This is a genomic window from Roseburia amylophila, assembly GCF_025567465.1.
Lineage (GTDB): Bacteria > Bacillota > Clostridia > Lachnospirales > Lachnospiraceae > Roseburia_C > Roseburia_C amylophila.
Window position 1 is genome coordinate 1 of the sequence record NZ_JAOQKI010000030.1, and the last position, 22660, is coordinate 22660.

The window sequence follows — 22660 nt, forward strand, 5'->3', positions numbered from 1 at the left end:
CTCTGCCCATTTGTAACTATTCACAAATCTTATATCAGTTTTTAACGTTTACACAAAACTTGAAACGGTCTCGAAATAGCATCTACTTTGGACGAGTGGGATGCTATTTCTTTTTATTATTGCAATTATCTATCTACATCTTTCCGCACAATCCCTTCTCCATCAAACTCCGGGATAAAGCTCTCCTCTGCCACATCTCCTTCCTGGATGAAGCCATTTTCAATGCCAAGTTCAATCGCATAATCCACCACCGCATCATATTCCGCTTCCGTTACCCGGCGGCTTAATTCCGGATACTCCCTGCACTGTGGCAGCGGCGTATACTGATTCATAATGCTGATAAAAATCTGACCGCCATAGGTCTTAAGAAGATAAGATATCACACGCTTGGAATCTTCCACACAGTCCGGCATAACAAGATGGCGCACAATGACGCCTTTTCTCATCAGAAGAGACTCCCCGGCTTCGCTGCGCTCCTGATATTCTGCTGCGTCAAATATCATATTATTCTGCTGTTCCAAAATTTTCTTTTTCTCATCTGCCAGAAATTCTACACTGCTGCCTTCTTTGCCTGCTGCCCGTTCGAAAACAAATTCCGGCTCGCCTACCTGCCGCACCATTTCTGCAATTGCTGCACTGGCACAAGTAAAATAGTCCGCTGCATGAGAATACCTGCTGCTGATTGCGCTGTCAACATATTTTAAATCAGGAAGATAAATATCCACATAACCCTCTAACAGGCGAAGTGTTTCCACCTTTTCATAGGAGCTGGTATTATAAACAACCGGAAGATAAAGTCCCTGCTGCTTTGCCATCTTCAGTGCCCCAACCACCTGTGGTACAAAATGTCCTGCCGTTACCAGATTGATATTATTTGCACCCTTTTCCTGCAATTCCAGGAAAATTTCTGCCAGCCGCTCTATACTTATTTCAATTCCAGCTTTTCCTGTGGCAATATTGTGATTCTGGCAGAAGATACAGCCTAAATTACAGCCGCTGAAAAATACCGTTCCGGAGCCATTCTGTCCGGAAATGCACGGTTCTTCCCACATATGAAGTGCTGCTCTTGCAGCCTTTATAGCTGCTGTCTGACCACAGACTCCCATTTCACCTTTTTTACGATTTACCCCACATTCTCTTGGGCAGAGCATACAATTTTCCATCTCTTTTGCCTTTCCTCTATTTTCTTTTCCGGTTCTTCCCACTCCCGCCGGATTAGTCTTGCCTTTTCCGATTCTATCATATATAGTTATTCTTGTAGGATATTTTCTTATCGTAACTATAACTTTTTTATATATCCTAACACAAATCTTTGAAATCACAAAGGAGTCTGACTATGAATACATCGATTCAAAACTGCATGGTTGCCCAGTCCGGCGGACCAACCGTTGCAATAAATGCAAGCCTTGCCGGTGTCATTAAAGGTGCTGCCGGCTGCTATGGCACTGTTTACGGTTCCGTAAATGGAATCTTAGGTATTTTAAATGAACATTATCTTAACCTTTCCGAAATTATGGAATCAGACGATAATGCATTAGAGCGTCTGATTCACACACCGGCAATGTACCTTGGTTCCTGCCGTTTTAAGCTGCCGGATTTTATGGATGATGATTCTTCTTATAACTATATTTTCAAACAGTTTGAAAAGCTGAATATCGGTGCATTCTTCTATATCGGCGGAAATGATTCCATGGATACCGTATTAAAGCTTTCCGAATATGCCGAGCGTATCGGAAGCAATGTACGCATTATTGGTATTCCAAAGACCATCGATAATGACCTGATGGTAACAGACCACACTCCGGGATTTGGCTCTGCAGCCAAATATATTGCATCTTCTTTACTTGAAATCGCACATGATACATTTATCTATGCCGTAAAGAGTGTAACAATCGTAGAAATTATGGGACGCGATGCCGGCTGGCTGACCGCCGCTTCCGCCCTTGCCAGAAACGAATACAGCGATGCACCGCATCTTATTTATCTTCCGGAATGCAATTTTGATAAAGATGAGTTCTTAACGGATGTGCGTGCTCTCTTAGAGGAACACAACAATATTATCATTGCGGTATCTGAAGGACTTCATGATGCAGAAGGCAATTATATCTGTGCCGGAGAAAGCAAGGAAGATACCTTCGGTCACAGCCAGTTAAGCGGTGCCGGTAAAGCGCTGGAATATCTGATTAAAGACAATATCAACGTAAAAGTCCGTTCTGTAGAAGTAAATGTATTACAACGTTGCGCTGCCCACCTTTCTTCTGCCACCGATTTAAATGAAGCAGTTGCTTCCGGTGAACATGCTGTTGCTTTTGCAAAACAGGGCATTACCGCTTCTATGGTAACCATGAACCGTACTTCCAATGCACCATATACCATCGAATACGGTTATGCAGAAATCAAAAATATTGCGAACGAAGCAAAATCCGTTCCAAGAGCATGGATTAACGAGCGTGGAAATGACGTTACCGAAGAAATGGTAGCATATCTTCTCCCACTGATTCAGGGCGAGACTTCCATTTCCTATGAAAATGGACTGCCAAATTATATGAACGTGTCACACCTGACTAACAAACGTTAGTTACCTGCATATACAAAATCCGCTGTCCCGGTTGAGACATTTTAATCAGTCTTTTCCGATACAGCGGATTTTTATTCCGAAATCATCTCAATGAATTTGCCGACTTCAGCCCATGCCCGCTTGGATTCCGGCATCATAAGCATTGCCATCTGGAATACATGAAACATTCCTTCGTAAATGCTTAAGCGGACTTTTACGCCCTGCTTCTTTGCCTTTTCTGCTACGGATGTGGAATCACTCAAAAGCATCTCATAAGAACCTACCTGAATCAGCATTGGCGGAAATCCTGTGAAGTCACCAAACAACGGTGAAATATAAGGATTCGTTTCGTCTGCGTCTCCTACATAATCCTTATTATAAATGAGACTGTCTCTTGTATTTCCAAATAAAGGGTCCCGCTCATAATTCGTATCATAGGATTCACCACTGGCAGTCAGATCTGTCCAGGGAGACATAGCAATCAGTCCGCAGGGAAGTGCTTTCCCATGATCCTTTAAGTACATGCAAAGTGCCAATGCCAGTCCACCTCCGGCAGAATCACCTGCCACAATAATCTGTTCCGGCTTAAATCCACAGCTTAGCAGCCATTCATAGGCTTCCACCGTATCTTCCAATGCTGCCGGAAAAGGATGCTCCGGTGCCACGCGGTAATCGATGGTCAGCACACTGATTCCTCTTCCCACCTCGCTGTAAAGTCCGGCAAAGGTGCGGTAGGCATTTCGCATTTTTCCAATATACCCGCCACCATGCAGCTGCAGAACTACTTTATCTTCCCTCGGATTCTGCATGGAGGTTAAAAGCTCCATTTCAAACTGTGGCATCTTAATTTTCTGCATCAGAAAACAGTCCGGGCATTTCCACGCCGGTTCCACCATTTTCTTACGAAGCTCTCCGGTCTTTAATTTTCTTCCTATCAAGTTATCACTTGCAAAACGGGCAATTAGGTCACGGATGACTCTGCCCTGTACACTCGTCTTACTTTCTTCCATAATCACCTTACATGAAATCTTCTCTTTAACTCTAGTCTGGCTCTGCGGTCACCGATAATCAGCGTTCCTAGGAATAAAAATACCGATATTCCAAATGCCAGTTCACTTAAGCCCGGATGGGTCACGATGTGAAGTGCTATCAAAAGCAGCGGTATCAGGCTACATACAATTCCAAACAACTGGAACATCAGATAACTCTGCCAGTTTCTGGAATTGATAATCATGAGCAGAACAATACCTGCATCTAACAGCATAATGCCTGCCGGAAGCACATAATTAACCGACCAGCCATGGAATCCCACTATCCAGTCAATCAGAATCACATATAAAATTCCGGATAATGTGGTTGCTATAATTTTCGTCCGATATCCATTATTGCTTAAAATATCCAGCCGGAAAATCAGGAACAGATACCAAAGTCCTGCAATTGCAATCAGGCTCCAGAGTTTTCCCTGATACCAGATATAATTGAGATAGCCTGCTGCCACACTGCCTAATAGCACCAGAAAGAATATAATATTTGTCACAAATTTTAATCTTCTGGTGGGAATCCATGCATCCGGATAGGTATTGTGTCCTTCTTCTCCCTCTTCTAATACACTGTGGCACAGCGGACAGATCTGGCTGTCATCTAAGATTTCCACATTACAGTTCTTACATTTACTCATAATACACACCATTACTTTCTATTTCCACATTCAGACCATCCTCTGACAGTTTCCGGAAAAATCCACGCTGCAGGGATGTATCTTTTAAAACAGAACTAAAGGTAAATGCCAGCGTATCCTGATAGGAACAAATCGTTCCCTTGATATTCTGTCCCTTTGACATGGCAAGGAATGCATAAAACATCTTGATATATGGCTGGTAATCCTCTTCCACTTTCACATTTCCAATGTTGGTTACGGTTGATGTATTTGCCAGTGCTGCCGATGTATACACATAACGCATGGCAATATTTTTCAAAAACAGCGGTACTGCTCTTGCAACCAATAATTTTTCATTGGAAACATTATAGGAAAACAGTTCCTCTAAATGCTCTTTATTAATCTGTTGATGAAGACTCTCTGTAGTAATCTTCAATACTTCTTCAAACGTATAGGAATCCTCCACCGGTTCAAACTCTGCAGATACTACCGTAAAAAAGTTCTTGGTGGTAATGGAATTAAAATATGGTCTTAAATTCACCGGAACCGCCACACGAATCGGACGTTTGTCCGGCATGCCATGCAGATATTCCCGGTATACGCTGTAAGCAAATGCCGCAACCAGATACTCATTGATGCTGACACCATATTTATGACATACCTCTTTCAATGCCGGAATCTTTACAAATCCATGAATCACTCCAAATTCATCGGTTCGTAATTTTTCCCCTTTGATAAGATATGCTTTCTTTGTCTTATATCCCTTGGCATAGCTGTGCTTGTAATTTTTAAGGAAGCTGTCCTCACGGTTCATGGATGTGTCGCTGCTTAACTTATCTCCCAGCTTCTCCTTCAGTTCCGGATGCACCAGTCTTAAATACTGATAGGTCAGCTCCTTTAAGAAATTGATTCCGCCCATGCCATCTGTCAGTACATGAAAAACCTCAAGGTTAATCCGGCATTTATAATAAGTTACCCGGAAAAGATAGCTGTGGTTCTTATTCTGTCTGATAAAACGGCATGGAAAATGTCTTTCTTCCTGTACTCTTGGAGCACTCTTGCCATTTTCTTCAAAATAATACCAGAAAATCCCCTGACGCAGTCTTAAGTTAAAGCCCGGAAATTTTGGAAGTACGATATCCAGTGCCTGCTGCAGATACTCCGGCTGCACCTCTTCCTTTAAGGTAACTGCAATCCGGTACACATTGCTCATTGATTCTCCTGCAATGACCGGAAAAAGATGTGCCGTATTATCCAGCCGGTCCCATTTGATATCGGTATGACGACGCTTATTATCTTCTGCTTTCCGCTGCTGCTTCTCCTGCTTTTCTAGTTCCTTTGAAGCGGCTTTTTCGTGCCGGCTCTGCTCTTTGACCGCCTGCTTTTCCTGCTTGCTTTCTGCTTTGGCAGCGGCTTTCTCCTGCTTTATCTTCTCTTTATTTTGTTGTCTTAGCTTTTTTTCTTCTTTACTCATAACGAATATTATAAAATAATACGCATAAAAATACAACCGGCGTTTCTAAGCTGTCGGCATTTTTCGTCTCGGCAGGCAGACCTTAAATGTTGTCCGGCCGTTTTCACTCATTACACGGATGGTTCCTCCATGCAGATCCACCAGTTCTTTTGCGATGGCAAGTCCCAGACCCGCTCCTCCGCTGTTGGTCTGTCTCGCTTCATCCCGCCGATAGAATTTGTCAAAAATACGCTGCTGTTCTTCCGGTGATATGGTCTGCCCCTGATTACTGAACAGGATAACGGTTCCCGGTGGCTCCTCCCATGCGGAAATAACAATGGTACTGTCCGGGTTGCTGTAGGCAATGGCATTTTTTAATATGTTATTGAAAATCCGCGCCAGCTTATCTGCATCCCCATATACTTTGCAGTTTTCATCAGCCCGTATTTCCACTTTCTTATGTTCCGGTGCAAGAAGCGGGTAGACTTCATCCGACAGCTGCATCAGCATATAATAAAGGTCTATCTCTGTCGTTGCCAGTTCAATATCCTGCCGGTTAAAACGGGTAATGTCAAAAAATTCATTCACCAGAACTTCCAGTCTCAGTGCTTTGTCCAGGGTGACATGGATAAATTTATCCTGCTGCTCTTTTGAAATATCCGGCATCTCCTCTAATAATTTCAGATACCCAATCACAGAGGTAAGCGGTGTCCGGATATCGTGGGCAAGATACAATACCAGCTCATCCTTCTTCTTCTCTGCCATCTGAATATCATAAAGCTGCCGGTTTAAAGTTGCATTCACGCTGTTTAACTTTTCTTCCATGGCAGCCATTTCCTTTGACATGCGGATCTGTCTGCCATCATGATGCACCAATGCATTGATTCCGTCATCGATTTCCTGAAAATATTTTGTAAATGAATTTAAAAAGAAATAAAACATCAGACAGAATACCAATGCAATTGCCCCAAAGAAAATCAGTTCGAAGTGATTTCCGATATTATGCCAATAGAAATCTCTCGCATCTTCATAAGTCATGCTGGTAAAATCATAAAGAAACCTTACAATTCCATCCGCAAATCTGCCCTGCAGCACATACTGGTAGAGAAACCAGATGCCAAAGAAAGCTCCTGCCATCAGTAATATAATCCGGGAAAATATTTTTCGTCTTACCGGTGCAAAATCCAGTTTTTTATTATTATTGTCATCCTTCAATCTTATATCCCACTCCCCATACTGTCTTAATGTATTTTGGACGTTCACCGGTATCCTTAAGTTTCTCCCGCAGATGCCGGATGTGAACGGTTATGGTATTGTTGCTTTTGCTATAATATTCGTCTTTCCAGATAATATGAAACAGCTCTTCCGCACTGAGTACCCTGCCTTTTGCTTCACACAACGCCTGCAAAATCGTAAATTCTGTCGGTGTAAGTGAAATCTCATCTCCATCCAGATAGCATTCATGTGCACATTTCTTTAACAAAATTCCACGGCATATAATAGTATCATCCGATTCCGTTCCTGCATGATTTGATGCATAAGTTCCATCTGCCGCATCATATAAACCATTTGCAGATGTATTTTCTATTATATTACCGTCGAAAGACATATTCTCTGCCGGCTGGTCCGTCCTTGCTCCATAGCGCTCATAACGGCGTAACTGTGCCTTCACTCTTGCAACCAGTTCCAGCGGAAGAAACGGTTTTGTCACATAATCATCTGCTCCTATGGTAAGTCCGGTTACTTTATCCACTTCGGAATCTTTTGCAGTTAACATAATAACCGGATAATTCTCTTTTTTTCGAATCCGGCGGCACAGCTCCAGTCCACTAATCCCCGGCAGCATAATATCCAAAATTGCAAGGTCAATTTTCTCATGCTCTATTGCATCTATTGCTGTATCTCCATCGTAACACTTGATTACGTCAAACTTCTCACTTACCAGATATATCTCTACTAAGTCTGCAATCTCCTTCTCATCATCCACCACAAGAATACGGTTTTTCATAAAAATCCCTCCTGCCTGTCTGCTATTCCAAACACATTATAGCATACAGACAAAGGAGGGATTCCTTATTATTTATTAAGATTTACTGAACTTTGCCAACATGGCGGTGAGGATGAATCCGCCATAAACCCGGTGCAAAAATCACTAACATCGGGTATAATTCCAATCGACCAACCAGCATGTCAAACATCAATACCAGCTTGGATAAAACACTGAACCCACCAAAGTTACCGGTCGGTCCTACCATGTTAAGTCCCGGTCCGACATTATTAAAGGTTGCCATAACTGCTGTAAAGTTCGTTGTCATATCAAAATTATCAAGACTGATTAACAACACTGATACGATAAGAATAACAACATAGCCTGCCAGATAGCATAACACAGTCTTTACCACATTATCCGGTATTCGTCTTCCGTCCATATGTACCTTCTGCACACTTCTCGGATGGGTCACAGACATAATTTCATTGCGGACAGATTTTACCATAATAATGAGACGGGAAACCTTAAATCCACCGCCGGTACTTCCGGCACAGGCTCCGACAAACATTAAAAGCACCAGAATCATTCTTGAAAATTCCGGCCAGAGATTAAAATCTGCCGTGGCAAATCCTGTAGTACTGATAACAGATGCCACCTGAAAGATTGCCTGCTGGAATGCTTTTCCAAAAGAAGCAAAGCTGGCTCTGATATTAAATGCAATAAGCAGTGCCGAACCGAATACTATCAAAAGATAGTAACGCATTTCCTCACACATCAGTGCTTCCTTCGGCCGCTTAATCAAAAATATATAATATACAGTAAAATTAATGGAACAGATAATCATAAATACCGTAATGATAATCTGCACCGCTGTACTATAAGATGCTATACTACTGTTCAATAGTCCAAATCCACCGGTTCCCACGGTACCAAAGGTCAATGTCATGGAATCAAAGAGTGGCATTCCTGCTATTAACAGCGCAATAATCTCAATCACCGTAAAGACTACATAGATTCCATAGAGAATCATTGCAGTAGTCTTTACCTTTGGAACCAGTTTTCCAACAGATGGTCCCGGGCTTTCTGCACGCATCAGATGCATGCTGGAGCTGTCGGAAAGGGGCATGACTGCCATAATAAATACCAGCACACCCATACCACCGATCCAGTGGGTAAAGCAACGCCAGAAAGCTGTTCCACGGGAAAGTTTCTCTACATCACTTAAGATACTTGAACCTGTTGTCGTAAAGCCGGAAATTGTCTCAAATAACGCATCAATATAAGATGGAAATTCTCCGGTTAAATGCATTGGCAATGCGCCAATCAGACTGAGGATTATCCAGCTTAATGCAACTGCTGCAAATCCTTCTTTTGAATAAAATACACTGCTCTTCGGTTTTCTTCTTCTGCCCAAAAAACCAATCAGCATACAGGCAAGTCCGGTAATCAGATATAAAAAGCCTTCCTTTTCCTGATAAATACCTGCTGTTGCTGCCGGAAGCAGAAGAAAGATTCCCACGAAGCATATAACACTGCTTAATATGTATCGAATCATGGAATAATTCATGACAAGCCCCCTACCTTAATGCATCCCGGATATCATGTAACCCTGTCGTCGTGGTAACAAGAATTACCGTATCTCCCACTTCAATTACACTCTGTCCTTTTGGAATGGTCACTTTTCCTTTATGGGTGATACATCCAATCAGCATCTTAGGTTTCAAGCGAAGATCCTGCAATGGAATTCCAACCACCGGAGAACCCTCTTTAATTAAAAATTCCAGTGCTTCTACCCGGTTATCATTCAGCCGGTACAATGTCTCAATATTGCTTCCCATGGAGTTTTTCATAGCACGTACATACTTGATAATACTCTCGGAAGTAATAAATTTCGGATAAATAATACTTCCTACATCTAACTGGTCAATAATATCATCATAAGAAATACGATGAACTTTAGTAATCAGTTTTGCAGAAGATAAACTCTTTGCAAACAATGCCAGCATGATATTCTCTTCATCAAAATTAGTGGTTGCCACAAAGGCTTCTGTCTCTAACAATCCCTCTTCGATTAAAAGGTCTTTATCTGTTGCATCACCACAGATAATCATCGCCTTTGGAACCATTTCATTTAATTCTTCGCAGCGTTCTTCGTCACGCTCTACAATTTTGACACGGATACCCATTTCCAAAAGCTGCTTTGCAAGATAAACAGAAGTTCTTCCGCCACCGACAATCAGTGCATCTCTCGCAGAAGAAGTAGGCACACCCAGTTTCTTAAAGAATTCAATAGTTTTAGCCGGTGTCCCTACAATAGAAATCTCATCCCTGGCTTTCAACTCAAAATTACCATCCGGAATATATACTTCATCTCCACGCTCAACCACTGCTATCAGTACGTCACAATGCAGTCTGCTTCCCATATCCTTAAGCTGCATATTACAAAGAGGGTTGTCCTCCTCAATCCGGTAGTTGACTAATTCCACCCGGCTCTTGGCAAATGAATCCACTTTGAGCGCGGAAGGGAATTTCAGCAGTCTCGCCATTTCGCGTGCTGCTGCAAGCTGTGGATTGATAATCATGGACAACCCTAATTCCTCTTTAATAAAACCTATTTCTCTACTGTATACAGGATTGCTGACTCTTGCAATCGTATGGCAGCCTCCTGCTTTTTTTGCGATCAGACAGCATAAAAGATTCAGTTCATCTGAACCTGTCACTGCAATCATAAGGTCTGCATCTGCAATCCCTGCATCTGTCTGTGCATTAAAACTTGCACCATTTCCAATAATTCCCATTACATCACATACATTGGTCACTGCCTCTACAGCCTGCTGTCTGCAATCAATTACTGTAATATCATGTTTTTCTTTACTAAGCTGTTCTGCAAGTGTTGCACCTACATTACCACAGCCCACTATAATTATCTTCATAGCTTCTCCTATGCTTGTTCTCATACATATTTATTGGTCGTTGAAGCAAATACCTATGACGAATTATAGCAGACTTTATAAATAATGCAATCCCGGTTTTACCCAATCCTAATTCTGGGCAAATCTTGCCAGGAACTGCTTTGTTCTCTCTTCTTTCGGATGCTCGATTACTTCCTTCGGGTCACCCTGTTCAATAATATAACCGCCATCCATAAAAATGACACGGTCAGCCACATCTCTGGCAAATGCCATCTCATGAGTTACAATTACCATGGTCATATGCTCACTTGCCAGCTGACGGATTACTTTTAAGATTTCTCCGGTAAGCTCCGGATCTAATGCGGAGGTTGGCTCATCGAAGAATAAAATCTGTGGATGAAGTGCTAACGCTCTTGCAATGGCAACTCTCTGCTGCTGTCCACCAGAAAGCTGGCATGGATAGCAGTCTGCCTTATCGGATAACCCCATTTTTTCAAGAAGCTCCATTGCTTCTTTCTTTACTTCTTCTTTATTCCGCTTCTGCACATGTACCGGTGCATCCATCAGATTCTTTAACACGGAATAATGTGGAAACAGATTAAAGTTCTGAAATACCAGTCCGAAATATCCCTGAATCTTTTTTAACTCTGCGTTTCCCACATACCGGGATTTTCCATCCGCACCGGTTGACACCGCATGCTCACCGAGATAAACCAGTTCTCCTTCATCCATTGTCTCAAGAAGTGTGGCACAACGCAGCAGTGTTGATTTACCGGAACCGGAAGGACCGATAATTGCTACAACCTCACCCTGTTCCACGGAGAGTGAAATATCATGAAGTACATCTACAGCCCCAAAGCTTTTCTTTACATTCTTTATCTCTAACAGCTTCATTCTTTTCCTCTCCTTACTTATAATAACTCAGTTTCTTTTCAATTCGTTCCATGATAAATGCCACTACAAAGTTAAAGATGTAGTAGAAAAGTCCTGCTACAAACAATGGCATGATGCTGCTGACACGGGCCGCAATCTGTTTTGCAATGGTAAACATTTCTGCATAAGCCAGTACAAATGCCATGGAAGTATCTTTTACCAGTGTAATAACTTCATTGGTTACCGGCGGCACCACACGTTTTACCATCTGTGGGAAAATGATTTTACAGAAGGTCTGTGCCTTAGAGTAGCCCAATACTTTGGCTGCTTCATACTGCCCTACCGGGATTCCTTCGATTCCTGCACGGTAAATCTCTGCGAAATATGCCGCATAATTAATGGAGAAACCAATGATTGTTGCATAAAAGCTATACTCTTTGGAGATTCGGATTCCAAATAAGTAATATGGTCCGAAATACACCACCAGAAGCTGAAGCATCAGCGGAGTTCCACGCATAATGGATATGTATAATTTTACAAGCCACTGCACCGGCTTAATCCGTGACTTTCTTCCAAATGCCACTAAAAGTCCTAACGGCAGTGAAAATACCAATGTTAATACAAATATAGAAAGTGATGCCAGCATACCGGAACCCAGCTGCTGTGCTACAGCAATAAATGACATATCTATTCTCCTAAGCAAACCATTTCTGGTAAATTATAATCTGTGTAGTTATTTACGATAGTAGTAAATGTTCCATCTTTCACCATCTCATCCAAGGTCTTCTGAACCTGGTCTTTTAACTCTGTATTACCTTTTTTAAATCCGATTGCATACTGCTCGCTGGATACCTGTTCATCCAACATACGGAAAGCATCTCCTCTGGATGACATCTGGTATTTTGCTACTCCGATATCCAATACTACTGCATCTACAGCACCGGACTCCAAGTTCATAAATGCAGTATTGTAATCAGCTACCTGCTGAAGTTCAGCAAAAGATGCAGTCAGCTCTTTATTTTCATCGGTTGCATCATCTCCCTGTAATGCTGCAAGTCCTGAAGAATCAGCCTGAACGTCTACTACTTTTCCTGCCAGATCTGATAATTTATTAATATCCGAATCTTTTGCAACAACTACAACAATACTGTTGTCTACATATGGATCAGAGAATGTATAATCATCTTCTCTTCCGTTCATGGTAAATCCGTTCCAGATACAGTCAATGGAACCTGACTCTAATTCCATATCTTTTGAATCCCAGTTAATTGGTTTCTTTACCAGTTCCCATCCGTTACGGTCGCATACTTCCTGTGCCAGTTCAAGGTCAAATCCGGTATAATCTCCATCTTCATCCATATAACCATATGGTGGAAATTCTGCGTCAAATCCTACAACAAACTGGGTTCGGTCTGAACCATTGTCGCTCTTTGCATTTTCAGTATTCTGGACAGATGCATTGTCTTTCTTATCTGCATCCTTACTTCCACAGCCAGCCAGTGACACGGTCATTGCAGCTGCCAGTAAAACAGTCAACATTTTCTTCTTCATAATAGAGTTCCTCCTCTTTTTGTAATATCTTTTTATTAAGTTCTTTTTCTATCACTTTAGTATACTACCATGATAAATCAGTAATGTAAATCATTTTCTATATTAATTTCAGGTTGTCAGCCGATAAATTTTAGACTAAAATTGGGCATATACCCGAATAATCCATAGGTGCTTGCGAATGGGGGAAAGTTTTAAGGATAAAGAAATTTTGTGGTATTCGATGTAGGTTTGATTTTTTTGGATGTGAAATGCCAACTGTTCTTAGTAGTCCATTTTTCTTTATTATAAACTGTCTTTTCACTTGCTTTGACAGAATATCGGCACTGTCCGTCAAAAGCGGATGCCACATAATGTCTGCAAGGGGCACTAGGAATTTCGGCATAATTCTGATTTCATCTGGCAACCGGCACATATTCACATCCATGTTCAAATGTGCCTCGCTGGTACATCCTGTACCAGCGTTGCCTGTTGCCAGACGAAATTCCAAGTGCCCCTAACAGCCCTTAAAAGGCATCCGTACTTTGACGGACAGTACCAATATTCTGTTAAACATGGAAAAGACTGTTTTTATCCGAAAAAGAAAAATGGACTACTTAGAACTGTGGCATTTCATCATCTTAAAATCAAATGTGCAGCGAATGCCTTAAAACTTTTTTTATCAGGAAATCCTCTCCCCCTTTCGCAAGCACCTATGCAATCAATGATAAAAGGAGATATTACACCATGAATATACCAAATGACCCAGTCATGTTATTAAGTTACATCAACACGCAGCTTCGGGACTTCTACCCTACCTTAAATGAACTCTGTTCTGCATTAAATCTTTCGAAAGATGAGCTCTGCAGCAAGCTTTCTGCCATCGACTACGAATATGATGAGGAAGCAAACCAGTTTGTATAAATGTGGTCTGTTGTGGTGGTTGAAAAGCCATATCTGCTGCAGCTACCTGGAAAATGTTCTTTCCCTCTCAGCATCAAAAATAACCACATTTATACCAACCGTTCTGATACACATAACGAAAGGAGTATCCCATGTCACTTTACGAAGACCTCTTGCAAAAACAATTTCTGCCCCACGCCTATGAAGACTGGGCAGAGTATCGCAATGCCATCAGCAACTATCTGATTGCATCTACTGCTGCTGACAGTACTCTTGCTATCTTTGGTGCTGGCTGCTGTAACGACTGGGACTTGTCACTCCTTGCCGGACACTTTTCATCGATTACTTTAATTGATAATAATCTTCCTGCCATGAAACAGGCTCTTAAACGCTATCAACTGGAAACTTATCCTACCATTCACCTTGACGAATGCAATCTTACCGGTTTATACGGCAGTGACTACGAGAATTTCTGTGATACACTCTTTGAGCAGAAAAAGCTTTTTGGTGCTTCCATCGATACGGAGCTTCCGGTCAGTACGGCACTGGCATTTCTGCATCAGACTTATGAGAAAGCCAAAAAGCATGTCATACGCTATGGCAGCCATGCTTTTGATTATTCTGTAGCTTTTGGTCTTCACAGCCAGCTTAATAATATGGCTGCGTGGATCTGGGATACCATTGCAGAAGCCTGTCACTGGCAGGACGAACGGGTAACGGAATATATTGCCTTCCAGACCGATGAGATTGTAAAACGGGTTAATGATACCATTTTGCTTTCTACCGGGAAAGACGCTTTCTTTGGAAATGAACGGACTTCTTCCCTTAATGATTCTCCCGTAATCGGCGCCATGGAATGCATTTTAGACATCAAAAAACGTTACCCCGGCTGCCAGGCAGCTCTCGTTCCATGGAATTTTAATCCGGAACTTGGGGTAACGTACGAAATGCTGTTACAACATGTAACACTATAAATCAATTCTATGACTGTGCGAACTGGCTGTTATAAAGGGCTGCATAGAAGCCATTCTTCTGAAGCAGTTCTTCATGATTGCCCTGTTCGATAATATGTCCGTCTTTCATAACCAGAATAATGTCTGCCTCTTCAATGGTAGACAGACGATGGGCAACGATAAAACTGGTTCTTCCCTTCATCATCCGGCCAAAAGCTTCCTGAATCTTCATCTCAGTTCGTGTGTCAATCGATGAAGTTGCTTCATCCAATATCAGCATCGGCGGCAGGCAAAGCATAACTCTGGCAATGCAAAGAAGCTGTTTCTGTCCCTGGGACAGATTGCCTCCGTCTTCTGCAATAACCGTATCATAGCCCTTAGGCAGACGCTTGATAAAGTTATGGGCATGGGACGCTTTTGCGGCTTCCATCATCTCTTCATCGGTAGCATCCGGTTTTCCCATGCAGATGTTCTCACGGATGGTTCCCTCTTTTAACCAGGTTTCCTGCAATACCATACCATAGCTGCTGCGCAGGCTGCTTCTGGTCATATCTTTAACCGGCACTCCGCTGACACGGATGGTTCCACTGTTGACATCATAGAACCTCATCAGAAGATTAATCAATGTTGTCTTACCGCACCCGGTCGGTCCGACAATTGCCACACGCTCACCCGGATTGACATGAAGATTAAAGTCCTCAATCAGTTTCTGTCCCGGCTCATAAGAGAAGTAAACATGCTCTAAATCCACATCTCCCTTTACTTCCTCTAATACCACTGCATCTTCTGCATCCGGTACCTGTGCCTCTTCATCAATCAGCTCAAATACTCTTGCTGCACAAGCCAGTGCATTCTGTAACTCAGTTACGACACCGGAAATCTCATTAAAAGGCTTCGTATACTGATTTGCATAACTTAAAAAACAGGATAACTGCCCAACACTGATTCCACCATGAATAGCTGAAACTGCGCCAAACACGCCAACACCTGCATAAACTAACGCATTGATAAAACGGGTACTCGGATTGGTAATGCTGGAAAAGAATAAGGCACGAAGGGAATATTTTTCCAGTCTTTCATTAATTTCATCGAAACTTTCCAACGCCTCATCTTCATGGGAAAATGCCTGGACAATTTTCTGGTTTCCAATCATTTCATCGATTAAAGCAGTCTGCTCTCCTCTTGTTTCCGACTGCAGCTTAAACATGGAGAATGTTTTCTTTGCAATGAATCCTGCTACCACAAAAGACAACGGTGTTAAAAATACGACCACTGCCGTAATCTTTACATTGACGCTCAACATAAAACCTAAAGTTCCGATAATTGTTACCACACCGGTAAACAACTGGGTAAAACCCATCAGAAGTCCGTCTGCGAACTGGTCTACATCCGCAATTACGCGGCTGACTATTTCACCGTAGGAATGAGCGTCTAAATATTTCAGTGGAAGAATCTCTATTTTGCGGATAGCATCCTTACGGATATCCCGGACAATATTATAAGTCATCTTATTGTTGCAGACATTCATAATCCACTGGGCAGCTGCCGTAATCAGAATGACTACCACCATTTTCTTAAGGATCGGTGTAATATAAGTAAAATCCACTTTTCCTTTGTCTACGATATAATCAATGGCATCTCCGGTAAGAATCGGAATGTATAAGGTTAAAATTACACTGATCACCGCTAATGCAATGGACAAACCTAAGAATAACCAGTACTTTTTCATATACTTAAGGATTCTTCCAAGGCTTTCCTTCTGTCTTGATTCCTTTTTCATATCAGTGTCCTCCTTCCGTCCTCTTAAACTGCGAATAATAGATTTCCTGATATACGCTGCAATCCTTTAACAGCTCTTCATGGGTGCCGGTTCCTGCAACAGTTCCATCATCTAATACGATAATCTTATCGGCATACATAATGGATGCGGCACGCTGTGATACGATAAATACGGTCGGACGGTTTGGCATATTATGAATTGCCTGACGCAGTTTAGCATCGGTAGCATAATCCAGTGCAGATGAGCTGTCGTCCATGATAAGGATTTCCGGCTGTTTTACCAGTGCTCTGGCAATTGTAAGACGCTGCTTTTGTCCACCGGAGAAATTCTTTCCACCCTGTTCTACTTCCGCATCCAGCTTACCGTCTTTCTTATCTACAACTTCTGCTGCCTGTGCAACGGAAAGCGCCTGCTGCATCTCTTCTTCCGTCGCATCCTCTTTGCCCCAGGCAAGATTGCTTCGGACAGTTCCCGCAAACAGCACTGCTTTCTGCGGCACAATACCAATCTTATCTCTTAAATCCGTAATCTTATATTCCCGGACATCCATGCCATCTACCATAACCTGTCCCTCCGTGACATCATAGAAACGAGGAATCAGATTGACCACAGAGGACTTCCCGGAACCGGTTCCACCGATAATACCAATGGTATCTCCTGGCTTTGCTTTAAAATCAATGCCGGTTAAGGTATCTGCTCCGGCACCTTTATAACGCATGGAAACATTGCGGAATTCTACGGTATATCCGGTATCTTCCTTTTTGCTTCCATTTCCATCCACCATGGAAGTCTCCATCTCAAAAATACTCTGCACGCGGTTTCCACAGGCAATTGCCTTGGTTACCGTAATAATCAGGTTTGCAAGCTTTACTAATTCCACCAGAATCTGGGACATATAGTTTACCAGTGCTACTACTTCACCCTGTGAAATCTTTCCGATATTTACCTGAATTGCACCTGTCCAGATAAGAATAACCAGTGCCACGTTGATGATAATATAGGTAAGCGGATTCATCAATGCTGAAATTTTTCCTACGAAGAGCTGTACATCCGTCAGCCTCTCATTACTCTCATCAAAATCTGCAATTTCTTCCTGCTCTTTATTAAAGGCACGGATAACACGGCTTCCGGTCAGATTCTCCCTTGTTACTCCAAGGACTTTATCTAAAGATGCCTGCACCCGGCGGAACAACGGAATTGTAATTATCATAATTCCAAATACCACAACGGATAAAACAGGAATCGTTACCACAAAGATAAGCGCTGCCTTTACGTCAATGGTAAATGCCATAATCATGGCACCAAATACAATAAAAGGAGAACGCAAAAACAGACGGAGTACCATATTGACACCGGACTGTGCCTGATTGATATCACTGGTCATTCTGGTAATCATGGTATCCGTTCCTGCGGTATCCATCTCTGTATAGGACAATTTCTGAATATGGTCAAATAATGCATGACGTACCTTAGTTGCAAAACCTACTGCCGCTTTTGCCGCAAAATACTGTGCAGTAATGGAACAGGTCAGTCCCACTATTGCCAGCAAAATCAAGATTCCACACATTTTCAAGATGAATCCGCCATCTTTATTGCCAATACCGGTATCAATGATTGCTGCCATAACCAAAGGCACAAACAATTCAAAGGATGCCTCTAATAATTTAAATAATGGACTTAAAATGCTCTCTTTTTTGTAATCCTTTAAAAAACGCAATAACTTTCTCACTGTACCTGCTCCTAATTAGTGATCATCTAATATTCCCTTTTTCCTATCTTTCTATGGTTGAATCTTATCTTTTTTTAATCCATCCATATAAACTTTGGTTTCAGCCACAACCACACCGCTCAATGCAGTAACTGCAATCAGGTTCGGCAGAGCCATCAGTCCGTTGAAAATATCTGCAATGGTCCATACAGCAGATACTGTCATAAACGGTCCGATAAATACCGCTAAGATGTATAACCAGCGGTATGCCTTTACAACAGCCTTCTTATGTCCGGTCAGATACTCCAGACAGCGCTCACTGTAATAATCCCATCCTAAGATTGTGGTAAATGCAAAGAATACCAGACATACCATCAGTATAAAGGATGCTACCTGATTTGGGAACGGAAGTCCGAGCTGGAATGCCTTGGTTGTAACGGCAACACCTTCCAAGCCCATGTCCCATGTACCTGTAAGTACGATTGCAAGACCTGTCATGGTACAGATAATCAGTGTATCAATTACAGTTCCAAGCATGGAAACCAGTCCCTGTTTTACCGGATAATCGGTCTGGACTGCTGCAGCCGCAATTGGTGCACTACCAAGTCCTGCTTCATTTGAGAAAATACCACGGGCAATACCTTTCTGCATTGCTACAATAATACTTCCCATTGCACCACCGGCTACCGCCTTAAATCCAAAGGCGCTCTTTATAATGGTTGCAAATGCTGCTGGAACCTCTGTAATATGCATCACAATAATAATTAATACAACTACCACATAAGTCAGTGCCATAAATGGTACAATGACCTGTGATACTGTAGAGATTCTCTTAATTCCACCGATGATAACAAGCGCCACACAGATGGTAAGAATAATACCTGCAATAATTACAGTCCAGGAATAAGTTCTTCCAAAGAGGTCAACTGTCCAGATGGTATCCGGGTCAAAGAAACCCTTTACTGCACTGGTAATACCATTAATCTGTGTAAAGGTTCCGATTCCAAATAAGCCTACACCTACACCAAAGAAGGCAAATAATTTTCCAAGCCATTTCCACTTTGGTCCCATTCCTTTTTCAATATAATAAAATGGGCCGCCGATGATATGACCATCTTCTGCCACCACACGGTACTTGATTGCCAGAAGACACTCACTATATTTTGTGGCAGTTCCTACCAGTGCTGCTATCCACATCCAGAATAACGCACCCGGTCCACCTTCTACCAATGCAGTTGCTACTCCGACAATATTTCCGGTTCCTATGGTTGCTGATAATGCAGTGCAAAGTGCTGCAAAACTGGATACTTCGCCGGATTCGCCACTCTTTTCATTTTCAAACAAATATTTTACTGCTAATGGTAATTTTCTAATCTGAAGTCCCTTCAGGCGGATGGTAAGAAAAATTCCCACCAGAAGGATCAATACAATAAGTGGTACACCCCAGACAAAATTATCAATTTTACCAAGAATGTTGTTAATCTGGTCTAACATTTTTATTCGCTCCTATTCTCTTTTGATTCCAATTTAAATGGTTAAATACACTTTAGCATAGCACAGTTATCAAGTGCAATCAATAATTCTATCTTTTTTTTGCATAATTTGTATAAAAATACTCCTTTAGGGTTATATTACGGATGAGGTGATGACAAAATGATTTTAACCGAACAAGAGACTATGCTGTTAAATGATTTAAAACAGCAGGAAGAACTTTGCCGCGACAAATATGCCTTTTACAGCAGCGAAGCAAAAGACCCTGAATTAAAACAGTTATTTGAGGTCATTCAGAAAGAAGAAGCAGAACACTATGACACCATCAGCAGTCTGCTTTCCGGTGATACGCCTGATGTTGGTATAGCTGCCCCGAAGAACTATCAGCCAAAAGCTGCTTACCATGCATCCAGTGAAAATGCCGACAAGAAGCATGATGCATTATTGTGCAGTGATTCCATTTCCAGTGAAAAGTATGTATCTTCCGCATACAACAACGATTTATTCAGCTTTGCTTCTCCAAAAGTCCGTCAGATTTTAAACCATATCCAGACGGAAGAACAGCAGCATGCAGAAATGATTTACCGCTATAAAACTGCAAATCAGATGGCTTAACCTGCAGATGCATTGCAACTGTCAAAAAGGCATCGGAACAGGAAATTTTTCTGCTCCAATGCCTTTCATGCTTTTTATACTTATTATTTATTTTCGCTGCTCACGGTTCTTACATTTCATCTCATACATTCGCTCATCTGCCCAGTTAATATACTGTTCCATGGATGCCTCGGTATCCGGCTCCTTCTGGTAATAACCAATACTCATAGACAGACGGTACGGCAGCTTCTCATCCCTCTGCCACTGCTTTAACAAGGCTGTTATCTGAGCTTTCTTTTCTTCAGCCTGTTCCCAGCATAAAGCATCAGAAACCACTAAGAATTCGTCCCCTCCATAACGGATAATCAGTTCCTTTTCACAGAACGCCTCCTGCAATGCCTCTGCTGCAAGGCAGATTGCCTGGTCACCCGCTTCATGACCAAACTCATCATTGATTTTCTTTAACCCGTCCATATCAGCAAAGATAAATAACAATCGACGTCTGCTGGTATTTGCCTGTTTTACCATATCTACCACAAAACGGTTGATTCCCATCCGGTTATAAACTCCTGTCAGGCTGTCGCGGACTGCCATATTATCAATGTTACGGGCAGCATTCCGAAGTTCTGATACATTCTTTAACTTTTCCAATGCATTACTGATATTACGAATCCAGACATAATAATTCGGAATATGTTTTGTATCCAATGTACCGGTCAGTATCATATATCCCAGGCAATTATCCCTGAAATGAACCGGCATATAGAGATATTCCCCTGAACCTCTGCCATTCCACATTGCCGGGAACATCTGCTCACTGGTAAAAGAATAAAATTCCGGCATGCCGTCCTCATTATTTAATTTGGTTATGTATATCTTGTTTTCATAATCCCGGGTAATTGTGCGGTTGCGTAAAATGCTGTTACCACGGCCGGTCATCTCATAATAAATACTCTTATTCAGGCACAGATATACATCCTCTGTCGTAAACTTCCCAATATTCTGGCGGATACAGAAGATTAATTCTTCCAATGATTCGCACTCCATCATCTCATCTTCCATATTGCGTATCTGATAAGTATATTTTTCATTTTCTTTTTTTTCAAAGTATAACGTTTCTATCGCAGATACCACGCGCTTTTTGTCCTCTAAAACACAGCCACAGCTTTCATGCACTGCAACACGGGAAGATAAAATCAGCTCCTGTTTCTTCCCTGTCTCAATTTCCTGCAAAAGTAACTGCATAGCGGTATATCCCAGTGTCTCCTTTGGTCTGGCTACCGTAGTAATTCCCGGAATATAGCGCTGGGTATCATAAGAGCCATCAAATCCTGTTACTGCTATGTCCTGTGGCACCTGATATCCCAACTGTTTCAAACGGTTGCAGGCGCCTAATGCCATCTCATCATTGGCACAGCAAAGTGCCCGTGGTATCTTTCCAGCCTCTTCCATGGCATCCACTACCTGTACGCCACTGTCAAAGGAAAAATCCCCATGCCATACCGCATAATCTTCTGTTGAATAGTTCTTTTCTTCCACAAAATCTTCAAATGCCTTCTGGCGGATATTACTCTCTTCATTTGTTGCATTTGCAGCTACAAAATGAATTGGATGATAGCCATGACTGTCAACATGCTCTATCATCTCCCGCATTGCCTTATAATTATCTATTCCAATCAGGCTTAAGCCTTCTACCTTTTCCTCAAAGCTTACTGCAGGAATGCCAGCGTGATGTATTCTTCGAATAATTTCCTCTTTTGTTGGTTTCTCCCAAATTGTATTGGTTGCAAGAATTACGCCATCAAAACGCGAAAGATTAGCCAGCGAATATATTTTATTTTCTCCAAGCACATGCTTGTCCGAAATCTCACTCCCTGCCTGACAGGAAAAAATAGAGATTGCATAGTTTGCTTCCTTTGCCTTACGAATAATACCATTGATTAATCTGGTCTGATATTCACTATTCCATCCAGCTAAAAAGACTGCAATATTACCCAGTTCTTCCATTATGTTCCCTCCAGCATATTTCTTTTATTTTACCACAAATATTCCAACTTTCCACCTGCTTTTTATTAAACTCCTTAAATTTATTTACCAGACATTTTTATACGCCGCAGTGTGCATCCTCACGGAGCGTTTTTTACTTTACAGAAAAGCAATTTCCTGTAAAGTAAAAAAAGACCTGCAAAATTGTACCGACCCCCAAAAGTTAGACCTAAAAATCTAACGATTGGAGGTCGGTATTTTTATGGCTAAATATTC

The 22660-nt window shown here is 41.9% G+C and carries 19 protein-coding genes; 4 read left to right on the forward strand and 15 right to left on the reverse strand.

Annotated elements, in window-relative coordinates; all coding sequences use genetic code 11:
• Positions 1–125: 125 nt before the first annotated feature.
• Positions 126–1163, reverse strand: a complete 1038-nt coding sequence (locus tag OCV43_RS13350; protein ID WP_262624333.1) for a radical SAM protein — start codon at positions 1161–1163, stop codon at positions 126–128.
• A 173-nt stretch (positions 1164–1336) separates the two neighbouring features.
• On the opposite strand from OCV43_RS13350, the gene OCV43_RS13355 reads away from it, so the two are divergent.
• The gene (locus tag OCV43_RS13355; RefSeq protein WP_262624334.1) at positions 1337–2578 is read left to right on the forward strand and encodes a 6-phosphofructokinase; all 1242 of its coding nucleotides are present in this window, start codon (positions 1337–1339) and stop codon (positions 2576–2578) included.
• A gap of 71 nt (positions 2579–2649) precedes the next feature.
• Here the strand turns inward: OCV43_RS13355 and OCV43_RS13360 are convergent, their stop codons facing one another.
• From OCV43_RS13360 to OCV43_RS13405, 10 genes are all read right to left on the reverse strand, one after another.
• Positions 2650–3567, reverse strand: a complete 918-nt coding sequence (locus OCV43_RS13360; RefSeq protein WP_117947844.1) for an alpha/beta hydrolase — start codon at positions 3565–3567, stop codon at positions 2650–2652.
• A 2-nt stretch (positions 3568–3569) separates the two neighbouring features.
• On the reverse strand, positions 3570–4235 hold the full coding sequence (locus OCV43_RS13365; protein WP_117841230.1) for a DUF6320 domain-containing protein: 666 nt from the start codon (positions 4233–4235) through the stop codon (positions 3570–3572).
• Positions 4228–5688 (reverse strand): hypothetical protein, encoded by a 1461-nt coding sequence (locus tag OCV43_RS13370; RefSeq protein WP_022243958.1) that lies wholly within the window; start codon positions 5686–5688, stop codon positions 4228–4230. The genes OCV43_RS13365 and OCV43_RS13370 overlap by 8 nt, the downstream gene beginning before the upstream one ends.
• Positions 5689–5733: 45 nt before the next feature.
• A complete protein-coding gene (locus OCV43_RS13375) occupies positions 5734–6882 on the reverse strand; it encodes a sensor histidine kinase (RefSeq protein WP_227701099.1) in 1149 nt (382 codons plus the stop codon).
• Entirely contained in the window at positions 6872–7675 is an 804-nt protein-coding gene (locus OCV43_RS13380) for a response regulator transcription factor (protein WP_262624335.1), read from the reverse strand. Before OCV43_RS13380 ends, OCV43_RS13375 begins: the two co-directional genes overlap by 11 nt.
• Positions 7676–7757: 82 nt before the next feature.
• On the reverse strand, positions 7758–9224 hold the full coding sequence (locus tag OCV43_RS13385) for a TrkH family potassium uptake protein (RefSeq protein WP_262624336.1): 1467 nt from the start codon (positions 9222–9224) through the stop codon (positions 7758–7760).
• A 10-nt stretch (positions 9225–9234) separates the two neighbouring features.
• On the reverse strand, positions 9235–10590 hold the full coding sequence (trkA, locus tag OCV43_RS13390) for a Trk system potassium transporter TrkA (protein WP_022243954.1): 1356 nt from the start codon (positions 10588–10590) through the stop codon (positions 9235–9237).
• Between the two features lie 108 nt (positions 10591–10698).
• On the reverse strand, positions 10699–11463 hold the full coding sequence (locus OCV43_RS13395; RefSeq protein WP_304621959.1) for an amino acid ABC transporter ATP-binding protein: 765 nt from the start codon (positions 11461–11463) through the stop codon (positions 10699–10701).
• 13 nt (positions 11464–11476) lie between these two features.
• Positions 11477–12127, reverse strand: coding sequence for an amino acid ABC transporter permease (locus OCV43_RS13400; protein WP_022243952.1), 651 nt, complete (start codon positions 12125–12127; stop codon positions 11477–11479).
• Between the two features lie 2 nt (positions 12128–12129).
• Entirely contained in the window at positions 12130–12993 is an 864-nt protein-coding gene (locus OCV43_RS13405) for an amino acid ABC transporter substrate-binding protein (protein ID WP_022243951.1), read from the reverse strand.
• A 723-nt stretch (positions 12994–13716) separates the two neighbouring features.
• Here OCV43_RS13405 and OCV43_RS13410 point away from each other — a divergent pair.
• Positions 13717–13893 (forward strand): DUF4250 domain-containing protein, encoded by a 177-nt coding sequence (locus OCV43_RS13410; RefSeq protein ID WP_022243949.1) that lies wholly within the window; start codon positions 13717–13719, stop codon positions 13891–13893.
• Between the two features lie 131 nt (positions 13894–14024).
• Positions 14025–14846 (forward strand): hypothetical protein, encoded by an 822-nt coding sequence (locus OCV43_RS13415; RefSeq protein WP_262624337.1) that lies wholly within the window; start codon positions 14025–14027, stop codon positions 14844–14846.
• A 7-nt stretch (positions 14847–14853) separates the two neighbouring features.
• On the opposite strand, the gene OCV43_RS13420 is transcribed toward OCV43_RS13415, so the two are convergent.
• From OCV43_RS13420 to OCV43_RS13430, 3 genes are read right to left on the reverse strand one after another with little or no spacing between them, the layout of a single operon-like run.
• Positions 14854–16605 carry an ABC transporter ATP-binding protein gene (locus OCV43_RS13420; RefSeq protein ID WP_262624338.1) on the reverse strand — a complete coding sequence of 584 codons (1752 nt, stop codon included), beginning with the start codon at positions 16603–16605 and terminating at the stop codon, positions 14854–14856.
• Between the two features lies 1 nt (position 16606).
• Positions 16607–18334 (reverse strand): ABC transporter ATP-binding protein, encoded by a 1728-nt coding sequence (locus tag OCV43_RS13425; protein WP_262624339.1) that lies wholly within the window; start codon positions 18332–18334, stop codon positions 16607–16609.
• 51 nt (positions 18335–18385) lie between these two features.
• Positions 18386–19807 carry an alanine/glycine:cation symporter family protein gene (locus OCV43_RS13430; protein WP_227701094.1) on the reverse strand — a complete coding sequence of 474 codons (1422 nt, stop codon included), beginning with the start codon at positions 19805–19807 and terminating at the stop codon, positions 18386–18388.
• Positions 19808–19966: 159 nt separating this feature from the next.
• Between OCV43_RS13430 and OCV43_RS13435 the strand changes: the two genes are divergently transcribed.
• Positions 19967–20419 carry a ferritin-like domain-containing protein gene (locus tag OCV43_RS13435; RefSeq protein WP_022243944.1) on the forward strand — a complete coding sequence of 151 codons (453 nt, stop codon included), beginning with the start codon at positions 19967–19969 and terminating at the stop codon, positions 20417–20419.
• Between the two features lie 87 nt (positions 20420–20506).
• Here OCV43_RS13435 and OCV43_RS13440 read toward each other — a convergent pair whose 3' ends face one another.
• Positions 20507–22405 carry a GGDEF domain-containing protein gene (locus OCV43_RS13440; protein WP_262624340.1) on the reverse strand — a complete coding sequence of 633 codons (1899 nt, stop codon included), beginning with the start codon at positions 22403–22405 and terminating at the stop codon, positions 20507–20509.
• Between the last annotated feature and the right edge of the window lie 255 nt (positions 22406–22660).